Here is a 13,935-nt window from a genome sequence, read left to right as displayed (position 1 = left end):
ATGCCTATCATCAAAAAACAGCATTATGGCAAAAAATAAGTTACTGCGTATGGACAATATCGGGATCGTGGTGGAATCCCTCGATGAGGCGATTGCCTTTTTCACCGAGATAGGCCTGCGGCTCGAAGGGCGGGGCTCCGTCGAAGGAGAATGGGCCGGGCGTGTGACCGGACTGGGCGACCAACATGTGGAGATTGCCATGATGGTGACGCCTGATGGCCACAGCCGGATTGAGCTTTCTCGATTTCTAATGCCACCGGTTATCTCCGATCACCGGACTGCTCCCGTGAACGCGCTTGGTTACCTGCGCGCTATGTTTACCGTGGAAGATATTGACGAACTGGTATCGAGACTCAGCAAGCATGGCGCTCAGCTGGTGGGCGAAGTAGTGCAGTATGAGCAATCGTACCGGCTTTGTTACATCCGGGCAAAAGACGGACTACTAATCGGCCTGGCAGAACAACTTACCAATAAATGATAGCACGTACGTTGTTATAAAATCCTCCTGAAACACACCACTACACCGGATGTTATTCAATAGGTATCACACAATCCCGTAGGTTATCGGGTAATCTGTTTCCTTACATAACTTGAAATGCGTTTGAAATACTTAAACGTATTTAAATGAAAGAAGCGCAGTTAAGTGCGCTTCTTTCATTTGTGATCCTGCCGAAATTAGTTTACAGGTCTTAGTCCATGCCTTTTATTTTTGCCGGGATATTCGTTGATCTTAACCAGCGGGGCCAACTCACACAATCAAAGGACTCGCATAGAAAAGCGTGTTTGGCTTTAAATAGACAGCCCCCCCTTTGAAGTCGATGATGGTGTTAAATCTCTTTAAGATATTATTGCCTATGATTTCCATATTAGCCCGCTCCTCTTCGCTCATGTACACCGGCACCTGATACATTTCCAATGTCCCTAGTTTAAGTGCAGGCAACAATACCAATTTATAGCTGACAGGTAAATTTGCTGTGCCTTTGCTGGCTGCTTTCCCAATCACCTTCATGGTCCCCTTCATCGAATTATTTTTTGCAAAAGCATATCCGATATGCAGGCTGCCGTCTGATCCTGTATCAAAATCGAACCATCCCTCCATCTCTTTTCCGTTTACGGCAAGCTTACACTTTACGTAAGGAATAGCATCTATCTTCATGTCCAATCTCGAATAACCTGCCATCATTTCCGGCAGGCTGTCATGAATGAGCAACATCCCCCTTTCATAATCTATTTCAACGACCTTATCCCTGAAAGCAGTCCAGCCAAGCACTACATCAAAAGGGAAATCCGCCGTATAATCTATCAGCGTCAGCTCGACATGCTTAAATGCCAAGGGGCCGACTTTCATCTTGTTGCCTTTGCTGACAGCAACCGAACGGCTTCCGTCCGAGCTCACATTGGTAGATTTGCCATTGACATGCAGCTCCACCTTTTTACCCACGATCGACGACTTGATAACGCAGGCATTCGCTCCGGTATCAAATATAAAATCCAATGTATCGCTTTTATTGACAGTTCCTTTAAAATGAATCCTGTTGTCCTTCCCAAGTACAAAAGGAATGGTATCTATACCCAGTATATGCTTTGCGCCGGTGCTTTCGTAATAGAGCCAGGGTTCATAAGTGGGTACCGCATCCTGCCAGGTACTGATCCGGGTATAAGCCGTATCGGTGCCATTCAGCAATATGATGAAATCATAGTTGCTGTTTGGCTTTACCTTGAAGGAAATGGAATCGATGTCGGTATAGAATGTCACCTGCTGCGTGCCTGTAAATGGATTGGCTACCATTACGTCCGGTTTTTGCCGCGGCGATATTTTCCATATGTTATTTTGCGTAATGCTACTCTCTACTACCCTTACCTGATCGCTATTGGCCCTTATCATGGGCATTCTTTTTTGAGCCCATACATTTTGGCCACACATGATCAATACCAGGATCAACAGCTGTTTGCTTTTCATTTATTTCGTATTAAAAGTTCAACCATTATTAAGTATATGCAGTAACTCATGCTGCAGCTGTTCAAATATTTTTATCCTGGCAGCTGTCAGCTTTGTCTTGTCGATATCGATGGTTAGTTTTTGCGCTCTCAGTACAACCTTGTAGGAGCTTTCCGCATTCCATGAACAATAGCCCTTTTCGTTTTCTGATGGATTACCCAGCCTCTTTCCGATCAACACCTTTATTTCCTTTTCTTTTTCTGCATCAAAACCGGCCACCAGGGAAAGGATTTTTGGGGTAGTTGTAATGGTTGCATTACTTGATGTCACTTTTTGTGTTATGGCTTGCTTTTGGGCAAAAACAATCATTGTCATCAATAACGCCATTGTCGTAAGCAGTAGATTTTTCATTTTTTTATGTATTTAATTCGCAAACAAAAGTGATAAACAATGGAGAGACAGGCGGTCAACGAAGGGTTAATAAAGCGTTAATGCACATAAACAATAGGATAGATATCAGTCTATCAACTATATTTGAATCACGATGAACGCAAATCGAAAAATAAACATACTCCGTATTTGCTGCATACTGGTTATTGGAGCACTTTCCTTTATTCAATACTATCTCGTAAAAAACACGTACGAGCTCACCAAAGAAAAATACCATGCCGAAGTCCAACGGGCGATTGATGCAGTCAGGACCAGCAAGGAACTGGAGACGGCAGCAACCCAGGAAATAGAACTGCTCAAACAACTGACCTGGCAATATCTGGACAAGGCAATTACCAAAGAGGCGTTTCTACAGTCATTTAAACACAGTATAGATTCAGCCAAAAAGGTGCTTGATCCTTTTGTTCAAAAAAAACTAAAAGCGGTTCCCATCCTACGCCGCATGAAATACAAACTGGCGTTTAATGAAATCGTAGTAACTATTGCCAACAGGCAGGATACTTTGTTGTCAGCGGATTCGAAGCCGCTTGTTTTTTTCGGGGATAGCTTCGAGGCTTCAAAGGAGGACATTATTGCCAGTACCGTCAGCAACACCACCCGCAAACAGGAAGCAAAAGCAGGGAGCAATGACGACATCCTATTAAAGATCAGCTATAACCAATATCTTGATATCACGCATTGGACCTCCGAAATCCTGAAGCGGATGGCATTAATCTTCTTCTCTGCATTCGGATTAATGGCAGGCGTAATATTTCTGTTTTATAGGATTTTTAAGCTGGCCATCAGGGAGCGGAAAATCTCCGAAATGAAAACAGACTTCGCCAATAATATAACACATGAACTAAAAACACCGTTGGCGTCGGTTAAGCTCATACTCAAGACCCTGGAGAGAGCAGAGATTGATGCAGCGCCCGACAAAAGAAAAGAACTGCTACAAACACTGGCCAGGCAATACGATAAAATACAACATTTGGTGGACAGCGTTTTAGACAGTTCGATAGCAGGCCAACTTCAGCTCCCCCTTCAAACCATCAACATAACAGACTATTTATATCAATACACCAGCGAGCCAATCCATCCTTTGCAGGTGGCTATAGAAAAAAAGCCGGTATGGCTCAAATCCAATACAGCGGCCCTGGACAAGATATTGAACAACCTTATTGAGAATGCAACAAAATATGCCGGTCCCGACTCGCCGATCAGCATAAAATCCTATGTTGTCAACAACGCCTACTTCATAGAAGTAGCAGATCAGGGCCCGGGAATAGATCCTACCTATCTGCCCCACATTTTCGACAAATTCTATCGGATTCCCGAAAAGAATATCCATTCTGCCAAAGGCCTGGGGATAGGCTTATATTTATGCAGGCAGGCTGCAACCCAAATAGGTGGAACCATAACGGTTAAAAGCAGCGTTGGAGAAGGGTGCCTGTTCACCATAAAACTACCGATCCATGGAAATTAAGGTTTTAATAGTAGAAGACGATGTTGATTTAGGACAGTTGCTCCAACAATACATGGAAATGAATGGCCTGGTGGCCAAACGGGTTTTTAATGGTGTGGAAGCCAGAAACGAACTTAAAACCAGCACCTATGACATTATCGTGATAGACGTCATGATGCCGCTTGAAGACGGCTTTGTCCTGGCGGAAAAAATCAGCATCCAGTATCCCCAAACCCCTTTCCTGTTTGTGACTGCGAGAAAAATGAAAGCAGACATTATGAAAGGGCTAAAGCTTGGGGCCGACGACTATATCGTGAAGCCTTTTGATGCCGATGAACTGATCCAAAGAATCCGGAACATCCTCAAACGCACCAAAAACCAGGATGCCCCTGCAAGCGATATACTCCCCATTGGCGTCTACCATTTTGATCCCAAAAACCTGCTGCTCCGCTCTCCTACCACAGAAAGAGTGCTCACCGAAAAAGAGGCCCAACTGCTCCACTATCTCTACCTGAACAAAGGCCAGCTAATTAAAAGAACTTCGATCCTGGACGAGCTTTGGGAAGAAGCTGATTTTTTTAAGGGAAGAAGTATGGACGTCTTTGTCAGCAGGCTCAGAAAATACCTGGCCGAAGATCCTGCCATAAAAATTGAAAGTATCAGAGGCGTTGGGTTTCGTTTTTTGTTGGGGAGTGGTTGATGCTTCCTGATAAGGCCCTTGCGTACATGCTGATACTGTGAATTTATTATTTAGAAAGTACCTGGTACATGGAAGGGGCCGATATACATATATTTTTCATATATTTAATATACCTTCACCTTTAACCAGCAAACATGAAAGAACCAAAAGGAAAACATGAGGCCTCACAGCATGATGAGTTTGGAATAAAGATCCGCTCAAACGACAATCCTTATCTTTCAGTTGATCATCAAAAAAAGCTGCTGCAACCTCGCAGATTATCTTCTTATTTTATTGTATTAATTGAAAGCGGTTCAATTACATACAATTTAGACCTACAAGACTTTACACTTACCGACGGGCACTTGCTTTTTGCAATGCCCAATCAAATTTTTACGCCCCCCACGAAAACAGATAGTCTTAAATATTTCAAGCTGCTGTTTGATGAAAGTACATTGGCCTTGTTGCCACAGCAATTTTCTTTTTTGGTCAACCCTTTAAACACACCAATCATAGTGCTCGACAGTGCTGCAAAAGAAAGAGTAATAAAAGTTTTTGGAATTTTAAATCAGATACTTCACTTAGATAAATATGAGACCGACACTGAAATAATATTAGCTTATCTGAACTCATTGCTATCAGAATTAAACAGCGCTTATTTCAAAAACACAGCACCCGTCAATATCGTAAACACCAATCTTTCAAAGTTTATCGAGTTCAAGTTAGTCGTGGAAACGTACCTTACGGAGCAACCTTCTATCAATGCCATTGCAGAAAAATTAGCTTTATCTACAAACAGTTTATATCGGATTGTAAAGGAATATGCCGGAATATCGCCAAAAGATTATTTTGTTAACCGTTTGATAGCGGAAGCTCAGAGGAAGTTGCGTTATTCTAATATTTCTATCAAAGAATTGGCTTATGAATTAGGTTTTAATGACCCTGATTATTTTTCAAGGCTCTTCAAAAAAAGTACGGGAAAAAGTGCAAGTGATTTTCTGCCCAGGCAAGATTTGTCGGGGAAATAAGTTGAATTGTCCATTTCCCCTATTTTTTGCCCCGCTACTTTTGCCTTATAAAATTCATAGAAATGAAATTTGCATTAGTAACAGGAGCTAACAAAAGCATTGGCTTTGAAATTGCACAGCAACTTGCTCAAAAAGGAATTTATGTTTACCTCGGCAGTCGTAATGTAGAAAATGGTGTTGAAGCTGTTGGTCAATTAAAAGCGAAGGGATTAAACAATGTAGAAGTTATTCAGCTTGATATTACAGATGACGAATCAGTCATGAAAGCCCGTAAAGAAATAGGTAAAAAAACCAACGTGTTGGACATCCTTGTAAATAATGCGGGTATTTATGGCGGTCACCCACAAACAACACTTGACTCAACTATTGACCAGTTTAAAGCAGTTTATGATGCCAATGTTTACGGCGTGGTGCGGGTTACACAGGCATTCATTGATTTATTGAAACAGTCGTCAGCACCTCGTATTGTAAATGTAAGTTCAAGTCAGGGCTCCATTACCCTGCACAGCGATCCTACCTATAAATACTACGATTACAAAGGCGTTGTATATCTTTCTTCAAAATCAGCCTTGAATATGTACACGGTTGTTTTGGCATACGAATTTAAAAATACCAACTTCAAAATAAATGCCGTTTGCCCGGGATATACCAAAACAGATTTCAATGGACATCGTGGACCCGGATCTGTTAATGATGCCGGAAAACGGATCGTAAAATATGCGCTAATTGACAATGATGGTCCTACAGGAAAGTTTTTCAGTGAGGAAAATAATCCTGAAACAGGAGAAATACCTTGGTAATGAAGATTAAAATGAACCACTGACAGGGTATTTGTAATATGGAGGCTTTCCGTTCCCGGCTTGCCTGACCGCAAACACAATCTGGGATGCTGTAACCTTTGTTTTTTTTGCGCAATTCCTTTTTTTTATTTATGACGTTTTTCAGTATTATCTTCGCATCCACTTAGTGTAGCTGCTTTCCAAAGCTGCAAACTATAAATAAAATCCAATGAATTTAAAATCATTCATAAGTAATGAAATTTTACGAATAGACAACCATATCAATACTTGTTTACTTAAAACAAGTATTGATATATTGGTAAAGAAAGAGGTAGTTTATGGAAAAAAAAACAGCTTTATACTTCATTCGCTTGAAGGAGGCAAAAAAGAAGTATGTACGTTTTCTATATCATATACATTCAAAGAGGACATAGAAGAAACGAATGGACAGCGGCCTAATGATATAACTTTAAGCATTATATTACTAGCCAACGATAAGAAGAATTATACAGTTAATCAAGAAATTATTTTTGGAACCGGGTTTGATAATATTGAGTTCAAAGTAGTAGATATAGATAATATCGCCAATGAAAACTTTGAACAAAGGTTGAATTTTGATGAGCTTAGGAAGGTTTTTGAAGTAAGTATTGTGAATTTTATGAAATTACTATGCACATATCCCCGAGCCTCCAATGAATCGAACCAGGCCAGCCCTTCCTTCGAATCCTGATACCGTTAAACAAAAAAGCTAATCCTTCGATTAGCTTTTTCTTCGTGAACCTTACAGTACAAAATAGTGGCCGGCATGACTGCGCCATACTTAATCATTTGAACCGATCTATTATCCAGGCCAACAATTCTACTGCCAACCAGAACGATCCCATGCCTAATATATAACCCACCAGGGACAGAACATATCCCTTTATCTTCCTTCCACCCAATATCTGACCAATGGCCCACATACTGTATAACAGCGATACCACTTCCGATACCAGCTTCATATTTTTCCCGCTGATTCCCTGCACCAGTGCAAACAATGCATATATCAACATCCCCGTACCAATCACGAAACATAACATGATCAGTACCTCATAATAATTGTACGCGCTTTTGCGCATAAACAATTTCAACCACGCGCCGATAAAAAGGCCCATGATGATATTGGCATAGCCATAATGCCCTTCTATCCATGTGGTGAGGGCTGCAAAGGTTTCGTACCGTATAGACTCGCTTACGTAATGGTCTTTCTCGATATGAAAGAAATGGGTAATCAGCGTATACAGCAGCGAACATATGATAAGGAAAATGACCGGTTTCACCAGCCGGCTCCTGTCTTCCGTAAGGAACCTCCTGATATTTACGCCGGGGCGTATCAACAGCTCCTTGATTGTATACAATATTCCCTTCTCAAAATGCAGCACGTGCTGCACCTCATGAATGATATAATGGCTATCCACCCGCTTCAATGCTATCGGATTGCCGCAGTGTCCACAATACTTATCAGCAACAGCCGCGTTACATGATTTGCAATTCATAGTAAAAAATTATTTAGCGGAAGTTGCTGCACGGGATTGCAGCTCTTTCTTAATAGCTTTCAGCTGTTGAAATAGAGGTAAAAAGACCAGCGACAATGGCAGCACCGGGGCGATATACACTACCTTCTTTTCTTTAATCATCAGCACACAAACGATCATTATCACGCACAGTAACTGGAATGCTGCCAGTATTCCCTGAATACGGCTTTTTCTTTTTAGCAGCTCCTTAGTGTCAATACTTGATAGGTTCATAATCTGGATTTCCACCAAAAATCCAGACTTTTTGCTTGCAAACCTCTACACTTGAGTGTAAATTTATAGCGATTTTAATACTTATGATGAAAAATAGGCCCGGCCATGCCCTGCTGACAAAGAACAGACCAGATAACATCACTGACAATGATCTCAGCGGGCAGCACTATCTGGATGTAGTGAAGGCGTTTGCACGGCTTTCTTACGAGAGTATCTATATAATAGATTATTCGAATATGTCATTTGAATACGTTTCGGACAATCCGCTATTCCTTTGTGGCCATACGGCCGATGAAGTGATGCAGCTGGGTTATGAGTTTTACTTCCAGCATGTGCCACCCCAGGACCTGGAAATGCTTTCCACGATCAATGATGCCGGGTTTGATTTTTATGCACAGCTACCCGAGCCCGAAAAGAAGCAGTACAGCATCTCTTACGACTTTCAACTGGTTACCAAAGCAGGAAAGCAAATACTGGTCAACCACCGGCTCACCCCCCTCTTCCTGACAACCGAAGGAAAAATCTGGAAATCTATGTGTCTGGTATCGCTCTCTTCCCAGCAATACCCCGGCAATGTTCGTATATTCAAGCAAGGTAGTAACGACATCTGGCAGCTAAACCTGCAAACAAAGAAATGGAGCAAAAATGGCAAACCTGTACTTACAGACAGGGAACTGGAAGTATTACGCATGTATGCCCAGGGACTTTCCATCAACCAGATTGCGGAAAAGATATTTGTAGTGCCGGATACAGTGAAATATTATCGCCGGAAGATATTTGAGCGGTTAGAAGTGGGGAGTATTGCGGATGCGTTAGCGCAGGCGGTGAATAACAGGATGATGTAATGGGGCCGACGGGAGCATGTGATGTACTTTTGGAGCTGCTGCCGGATAGCATCTATGAGGAGACGCCATCAGGAAGCGGTATGCTGCTTACAAAATGGGATCAGTTCAGCAGGAACGCTGGCGATGCTGACAGCAGCAGGGTAAACTAGTATACACTTCCAAAACCATATACACACTTTAACCCTTCTATTGGTATGAATTACAGCAGCTGCTTAAAGCGTCATTTTGGAAATAGCATCGTGTATGTTTTTTTCATCCTGTTAATTCCCAACAGCCTGCTTGCCCAAACCGATCCGGTTTTTAAACCCATATCGGCAGATATCATCCAGCTTTCGTCTAAGGTGTTGGGGGAATATCGGAAAGTTTATATTTATGCACCACCTGCAGATACCTTGATGCCTGATAAGCGTTACCCGGTCATGTACATACTTGACGGGGACAATCATTTTAGTCTGGTGGCAGAATATTGTCGGTATTTAAGCCGCAGCGATGTAAATGTTGTGCCCGAAATGATTATAGTCGGCATCCCCAATACAAACCGTGTAAGGGACCTTACTCCTACCCATAGTATTACTGATAATGATGGCAATCCTGACACCACTTCAAACTCCCGGTATAAGTCAAGTGGCGGCGGCAATATATTTTTGCAGTTCATTGGGACTGAACTGATCCCTTATATTGACGCGCACTACAAAACAAAACCTTTTAAAATTTTTGCAGGACATTCATTTGGCGGTATCACCACAATCAATTGCCTGTTAACGCGGCCGGATATGTTCGGGGCTTATATTGCGATAAGCCCATCCTTCTGGTGGGATAAGGGCTATTTACTTAGCCTCGCTGCTGAAAAGCTAAAAAATGATCGCGTAATAAACAAAATGATCTTTTACAGTGATGCATACGAAGGATTATCAGACGGCCAATCCACCTTCCATAACGATCTTGTAAAATTCGATGCTATCATCACCCAAAGGAAGATTCCGGGTTTAGACCATAAGTATGTTAGCTATCCCGAAGACACGCATATGACGGAACCCATCAAAGCCTATTACGACGCTTTGCGGTTTATTTTCAGACGATCGGATCTACGCTGACAGATTTGAAATCATTGATTGCCGCTGTTATAAAGCAACATTATCAACAACTATCTCAACGTTATGCATATTCCGTTACAGCGCGGCGCAAAATAATAACAAATTTCACCTATGTTGTTATTTTTCAGTGATGATGTCTACTTTTACGCTGAAACCTTTGATTGGATAATCCGGCCATCCATGCTCCTGATCTGCGCGGATATATAGAAAACTCCGTTTACCGGAAGCACTGGATTTCAATGCCCATACCTGTCCACGTGCCAAGTCTTTCATATCTAAGGTACTTCTTCCCCCAATGCAACTCCCATCAGGGAACACCGGATGTTTGGCTATTACTGTATCTTTAAAATAAGTATCAAACAAACCAGGGTCTGATTTCACTTTAATAAAGTCTTCGCCTTTCAGCTCCGTTGTGTAAAATACTGTTTGCTTACTACCAGACAGCCAAGGGTAGTAATAATATTTATTGTTCCAGTACCACTCCTTTCCAGCTGTTTTGGGGTCCATAAATCCATGTTTACTATCTTCCCAGTCATAAAAATACAGAATATCAACATTCTTCAACTGTGTTTCTGTAAGATCGGACTTTCCCTTTGGACGCTTAAAGCTAGTATCGAAGGTAGAAAAATATTGATTTTGATCATAAAATTTCAAGGCACTAAATACAAGGTTATCATAAATGATAATTCTTTCACTGATTGGGGGAGTTTTGTCTTTTTTGCTACAGGCAGCCAACCCAATGATAGCAATAAGAAATACAGGGATAATTTTATTCATATTATAAACCTAAAGATGCAAGATACGTCCAATACTTTATTTCTGAAATTCAAAGAATCCATTAATGATTTGTTCATTTATTAAATCATAAAAATATCATCTTACACTTTACTCACTATTGTTTGAAAAATTTTGGTGAAGTTTGTTTAACTAAATCGTTAGTTACTTTACAGGACGGGAAAGAATTCAACTTGATCCCTTATATAATAAGGACCTCAACTAAACGCTCAACTAAAAAAGAAAAACCCGCGACTAGCGCAGGTTTTAGAAGTTGTCTGTGATCCCGCTGGGACTCGAACCCAGGACCCATACATTAAAAGTGTATTGCTCTACCAACTGAGCTACGGAATCATTCCCTGTTTTGTTGTTAAGGGGATGCAAAAATAGGAATTATAATTTTACTTCCAAATTTTTCACTCATTTTTTTTCTATAAATGTAACGACTATACGAATTTATCGTGTTGTTCATTGCCGATATCGCTGCAATAAAAAGCGACTGACAATTCTCCGCCACACACCCTGCAACACCTTACAGATAAAGGTTTCCAGCCGCACAAAACTAAACAACTGAAAACAACCTATACAACCAAAGCAACCGCCATCTGTCACACAAAAAAATAATCCGCTCCGCTCCCGCCTTCAGATAATTCATTAATTTACGGCCATGCGCCAAACTATTATCCTGCCACTATTATTATGCTGCCTGTGCAGCGGATGTGCTTTATTAGGTTTTTATACCACCGATAGCGAAGGTAACCGCGTAGCCAATAAAGACGCCGGCATCAGTATCCCTACCAACATCAAAAAGAAAAAACGGAAGATAGCACCTGCTATGGCTTTCATTGAAGCCATCAAGGATTATCGCCTCCGCTTCCACCGTTTTCCGCAGGACTTATGGAGCCTGGAAAATGCCAGTGACAAAAGCCGGAATGCCTTCCGCTACATGAAAGAGATGGGCTTTAAAAAACTGGAACTGGAATATGTATACCTCGATTCCATGGTCATTGCGTTTGCACATGTACCGGTATACAATCAGAAAATCGGCACCACTACTTTCGACGGTATGGATGTCAACGGTCAATTCATCTTTACCTATGGCAAAGATTCGTCTTTCTCTTATATTAAAAAGCTGAAATAAGGAACGGGGTTATTCATCCATTCCACCATCCTGATCACCTTTGCCGGCAGTTTTGCTGCTGTTGGCCACCAGGGTATTGATGTTGGTGATTTCCTCTTTCGTGAAGTAACGCCATTTGCCGGGGGCGAGATCCTTGAGGGTCATATTCATGATACGTACCCGTTTCAGCGTCGTCACTTCAAAGCCGAGTGCCTCACACATGCGGCGGATCTGCCGGTTGAGGCCCTGCGTCAGGATGATGCGGAAACGGTTCGGTCCTTCCTGCTGTACAAAACATTTCTGGGTAACCACGCCCAGAATGCGCACACCGTTTCGCATGGCCTTGATAAATTCCACGGTAATAGGTTGATCTACCGTAACAATATATTCTTTCTCGTGCTGGTTACCGGCACGCAGAATTTTATTGACAATATCGCCATCGTTGGTCAGGAAGATGAGGCCTTCTGAACGTTTGTCCAGCCGGCCGATCGGGAAAATGCGGGAAGGATAATTGACATAATCGATGATGTTCGTCTTATCCTTCATATCTGTGGTACAGGTAATTCCCTTAGGTTTGTTGAGGGCAATATAAATGGTGGACTTCTTCTTTTTCAGCGGTTCTCCGTCTACTTCCACTACATCTCCATCTTTTACACGGTTTCCTTTTGAGGCAATGTTATCATTGATGGTGACACGTCCCTGTTCAATGTATTTGTCGGCCTCTCTCCGGCTGCAAAAACCGGTTTCACTGATGTATTTATTAACGCTGATGTCCATAGTTACTTTTCAAATCAGCTGCAAAATACTTAAAACCGGGCAAAAGCTTACATGTCGGATATTTTTGCCGGCAGGATATTCGCCGCCACGGCAAAGGCTACACGTAATGCCCATAGCAGGGAAGCCTTGTCCGGTTACGCGAACAAGGCTCTCCTGCGGATAGGAATCGTACTATCTATCCTACATCATCAAACAATTCACGCAATAATTTATAGGAATGTAACCGGGCAGATTGATCGTAGATATGTGCCGTTACCATCAGTTCATCGACGGCGGTCGCATCCAGGAAGCCTTTCAGGTCCTGCCGGATCTTAGCCGGATCACCTACAAAAGAGTAGTCCAGCATCTGTTGGGCGGCCGCTTTTTCATGTGGGCTCCAGATATTGTCCATGCTGGCTACCGGCGGTGGCAGCTGCCGCAGCCGGCCCCGGATGATGCCCAGGAACATCTGATAGAAAGACGTTGCCAGGTGTTGGGCTTCTTCATTGGTATCTGCAGCCACTACGTTGACGCAGGCCATGGTATATGGCTGTTGTAAGAATTCAGATGGTTTGAAATGTTCGCGATAGATACGCAGCGCGGCATGCAGGTGGGTAGGTGCAAAGTGGCTGGCAAACGCATAGGGCAAGCCCATGGCGGCGGCCAGGTAAGCACTGTCGGTGCTGGAGCCCAGTATCCAGATAGGCACATCCAGTCCTTCTCCGGGGATGGCTCTTACGGGACTATTACAATTATCCGGTGAAAAATAGGTTTGTAATTCCAGCACCTCTTCCGGGAAATCGTTGGCTGCTGACATACGGTCGCGGCGTAATGCGCGGGCGGTTACCTGATCGGTACCTGGCGCCCGGCCCAATCCCAGGTCGATCCGGTCGGGGTACAGGGCAGCGAGGGTACCAAACTGCTCTGCAATCACCAGTGGGGCATGGTTAGGTAGCATGATGCCACCGGAACCTACCCGTATATGTTTAGTACCGCCGGCGATATAGCCCAGCAGTACGGAGGTGGCCGAACTGGCTACGCTGACCATATTATGGTGCTCTGCCATCCAGAAACGCTTAAATCCTGCCTCTTCTGCAAACTGCGCCAGCTCCAGGCTGCGGTGAAACGCGTCGGCGGGTGTTTGTCCTTCCACTACGGTGGCCAGGTCCAATACCGATAAAGGACGCGTTGCGGTATGCTGCTTATTCATAATGCCCGTTATTGTATGGTTCTTTTTTCT

16 protein-coding genes and 1 tRNA gene are annotated in these 13,935 nt (G+C 42.8%); 9 read left to right on the top strand and 8 right to left on the bottom strand.

Annotated elements, in window-relative coordinates:
- Positions 1–25 precede the first annotated feature (25 nt).
- Positions 26–478 carry a VOC family protein gene (locus OL444_RS16915; protein WP_264731304.1) on the top strand — a complete coding sequence of 151 codons (453 nt, stop codon included), beginning with the start codon at positions 26–28 and terminating at the stop codon, positions 476–478.
- Positions 479–748: 270 nt separating this feature from the next.
- Here OL444_RS16915 and OL444_RS16910 read toward each other — a convergent pair whose 3' ends face one another.
- Together OL444_RS16910 and OL444_RS16905 are read right to left on the bottom strand one after the other, a co-directional pair.
- Complete coding sequence (locus OL444_RS16910) at positions 749–1,960, bottom strand: retropepsin-like aspartic protease (RefSeq protein ID WP_264731305.1); 1,212 nt, start codon at positions 1,958–1,960, stop codon at positions 749–751.
- An 18-nt stretch (positions 1,961–1,978) separates the two neighbouring features.
- Positions 1,979–2,350: a hypothetical protein gene (locus tag OL444_RS16905; protein ID WP_264731307.1), complete on the bottom strand. Its 372-nt coding sequence runs from the start codon at positions 2,348–2,350 to the stop codon at positions 1,979–1,981.
- A gap of 133 nt (positions 2,351–2,483) precedes the next feature.
- On the opposite strand from OL444_RS16905, the gene OL444_RS16900 reads away from it, so the two are divergent.
- The 5 genes from OL444_RS16900 to OL444_RS16880 all read left to right on the top strand — a co-directional run bounded on the left by OL444_RS16900 (position 2,484) and on the right by OL444_RS16880 (position 7,049).
- Positions 2,484–3,854, top strand: a complete 1,371-nt coding sequence (locus OL444_RS16900) for a sensor histidine kinase (protein WP_264731309.1) — start codon at positions 2,484–2,486, stop codon at positions 3,852–3,854.
- Positions 3,844–4,533: a response regulator transcription factor gene (locus tag OL444_RS16895; protein ID WP_264731311.1), complete on the top strand. Its 690-nt coding sequence runs from the start codon at positions 3,844–3,846 to the stop codon at positions 4,531–4,533. Before OL444_RS16900 ends, OL444_RS16895 begins: the two co-directional genes overlap by 11 nt.
- Before the next feature lie 134 nt (positions 4,534–4,667).
- Positions 4,668–5,540, top strand: coding sequence for a helix-turn-helix domain-containing protein (locus OL444_RS16890; protein ID WP_264731313.1), 873 nt, complete (start codon positions 4,668–4,670; stop codon positions 5,538–5,540).
- A gap of 62 nt (positions 5,541–5,602) precedes the next feature.
- On the top strand, positions 5,603–6,340 hold the full coding sequence (locus OL444_RS16885; protein ID WP_264731314.1) for an SDR family oxidoreductase: 738 nt from the start codon (positions 5,603–5,605) through the stop codon (positions 6,338–6,340).
- A gap of 208 nt (positions 6,341–6,548) precedes the next feature.
- A complete protein-coding gene (locus OL444_RS16880; RefSeq protein ID WP_264731316.1) occupies positions 6,549–7,049 on the top strand; it encodes a hypothetical protein in 501 nt (166 codons plus the stop codon).
- A gap of 94 nt (positions 7,050–7,143) precedes the next feature.
- On the opposite strand, the gene OL444_RS16875 is transcribed toward OL444_RS16880, so the two are convergent.
- Entirely contained in the window at positions 7,144–7,854 is a 711-nt protein-coding gene (locus OL444_RS16875; protein ID WP_264731318.1) for a DUF3667 domain-containing protein, read from the bottom strand.
- A 9-nt stretch (positions 7,855–7,863) separates the two neighbouring features.
- Entirely contained in the window at positions 7,864–8,106 is a 243-nt protein-coding gene (locus tag OL444_RS16870) for a hypothetical protein (RefSeq protein ID WP_264731320.1), read from the bottom strand.
- Positions 8,107–8,189: 83 nt separating this feature from the next.
- On the opposite strand from OL444_RS16870, the gene OL444_RS16865 reads away from it, so the two are divergent.
- Together OL444_RS16865 and OL444_RS16860 are read left to right on the top strand one after the other, a co-directional pair.
- Positions 8,190–8,951 carry a response regulator transcription factor gene (locus OL444_RS16865; protein WP_264731322.1) on the top strand — a complete coding sequence of 254 codons (762 nt, stop codon included), beginning with the start codon at positions 8,190–8,192 and terminating at the stop codon, positions 8,949–8,951.
- A 194-nt stretch (positions 8,952–9,145) separates the two neighbouring features.
- Entirely contained in the window at positions 9,146–10,045 is a 900-nt protein-coding gene (locus tag OL444_RS16860; RefSeq protein ID WP_264731324.1) for an alpha/beta hydrolase, read from the top strand.
- Between the two features lie 117 nt (positions 10,046–10,162).
- Here OL444_RS16860 and OL444_RS16855 read toward each other — a convergent pair whose 3' ends face one another.
- The gene (locus OL444_RS16855; protein WP_264731326.1) at positions 10,163–10,822 is read right to left on the bottom strand and encodes a hypothetical protein; all 660 of its coding nucleotides are present in this window, start codon (positions 10,820–10,822) and stop codon (positions 10,163–10,165) included.
- Between the two features lie 278 nt (positions 10,823–11,100).
- A tRNA-Lys gene (locus OL444_RS16850) sits at positions 11,101–11,173 on the bottom strand.
- 313 nt (positions 11,174–11,486) lie between these two features.
- On the opposite strand from OL444_RS16850, the gene OL444_RS16845 reads away from it, so the two are divergent.
- On the top strand, positions 11,487–11,960 hold the full coding sequence (locus OL444_RS16845; protein ID WP_264731328.1) for a hypothetical protein: 474 nt from the start codon (positions 11,487–11,489) through the stop codon (positions 11,958–11,960).
- 9 nt (positions 11,961–11,969) lie between these two features.
- Here OL444_RS16845 and rluF read toward each other — a convergent pair whose 3' ends face one another.
- Both rluF and OL444_RS16835 read right to left on the bottom strand, forming a co-directional pair.
- Complete coding sequence (gene rluF, locus OL444_RS16840) at positions 11,970–12,716, bottom strand: 23S rRNA pseudouridine(2604) synthase RluF (RefSeq protein ID WP_264731331.1); 747 nt, start codon at positions 12,714–12,716, stop codon at positions 11,970–11,972.
- A gap of 175 nt (positions 12,717–12,891) precedes the next feature.
- Positions 12,892–13,905 (bottom strand): LLM class flavin-dependent oxidoreductase, encoded by a 1,014-nt coding sequence (locus OL444_RS16835; protein WP_264731333.1) that lies wholly within the window; start codon positions 13,903–13,905, stop codon positions 12,892–12,894.
- Positions 13,906–13,935 lie beyond the last annotated feature (30 nt).

Source organism: Chitinophaga nivalis (assembly GCF_025989125.1).
Classification (GTDB): domain Bacteria; phylum Bacteroidota; class Bacteroidia; order Chitinophagales; family Chitinophagaceae; genus Chitinophaga; species Chitinophaga nivalis.
The sequence above is the reverse complement of the archived record's forward strand: the minus strand, read 5'-3'. Positions and strand labels throughout refer to the sequence as shown.

Coding starts and splice junctions, on each gene's coding strand:
- OL444_RS16870 (WP_264731320.1), bottom strand. CDS start 8,106: ATGAACCTATCAAGTATTGACACTAAGGAGCTGCTAAAAAGAAAAAGC.
- OL444_RS16890 (WP_264731313.1), top strand. CDS start 4,668: ATGAAAGAACCAAAAGGAAAACATGAGGCCTCACAGCATGATGAGTTT.
- OL444_RS16905 (WP_264731307.1), bottom strand. CDS start 2,350: ATGAAAAATCTACTGCTTACGACAATGGCGTTATTGATGACAATGATT.
- OL444_RS16865 (WP_264731322.1), top strand. CDS start 8,190: ATGATGAAAAATAGGCCCGGCCATGCCCTGCTGACAAAGAACAGACCA.
- OL444_RS16835 (WP_264731333.1), bottom strand. CDS start 13,905: ATGAATAAGCAGCATACCGCAACGCGTCCTTTATCGGTATTGGACCTG.
- OL444_RS16895 (WP_264731311.1), top strand. CDS start 3,844: ATGGAAATTAAGGTTTTAATAGTAGAAGACGATGTTGATTTAGGACAG.
- OL444_RS16860 (WP_264731324.1), top strand. CDS start 9,146: ATGAATTACAGCAGCTGCTTAAAGCGTCATTTTGGAAATAGCATCGTG.
- rluF (WP_264731331.1), bottom strand. CDS start 12,716: ATGGACATCAGCGTTAATAAATACATCAGTGAAACCGGTTTTTGCAGC.
- OL444_RS16880 (WP_264731316.1), top strand. CDS start 6,549: ATGAATTTAAAATCATTCATAAGTAATGAAATTTTACGAATAGACAAC.
- OL444_RS16900 (WP_264731309.1), top strand. CDS start 2,484: ATGAACGCAAATCGAAAAATAAACATACTCCGTATTTGCTGCATACTG.
- OL444_RS16885 (WP_264731314.1), top strand. CDS start 5,603: ATGAAATTTGCATTAGTAACAGGAGCTAACAAAAGCATTGGCTTTGAA.
- OL444_RS16845 (WP_264731328.1), top strand. CDS start 11,487: ATGCGCCAAACTATTATCCTGCCACTATTATTATGCTGCCTGTGCAGC.
- OL444_RS16915 (WP_264731304.1), top strand. CDS start 26: ATGGCAAAAAATAAGTTACTGCGTATGGACAATATCGGGATCGTGGTG.
- OL444_RS16855 (WP_264731326.1), bottom strand. CDS start 10,822: ATGAATAAAATTATCCCTGTATTTCTTATTGCTATCATTGGGTTGGCT.
- OL444_RS16910 (WP_264731305.1), bottom strand. CDS start 1,960: ATGAAAAGCAAACAGCTGTTGATCCTGGTATTGATCATGTGTGGCCAA.
- OL444_RS16875 (WP_264731318.1), bottom strand. CDS start 7,854: ATGAATTGCAAATCATGTAACGCGGCTGTTGCTGATAAGTATTGTGGA.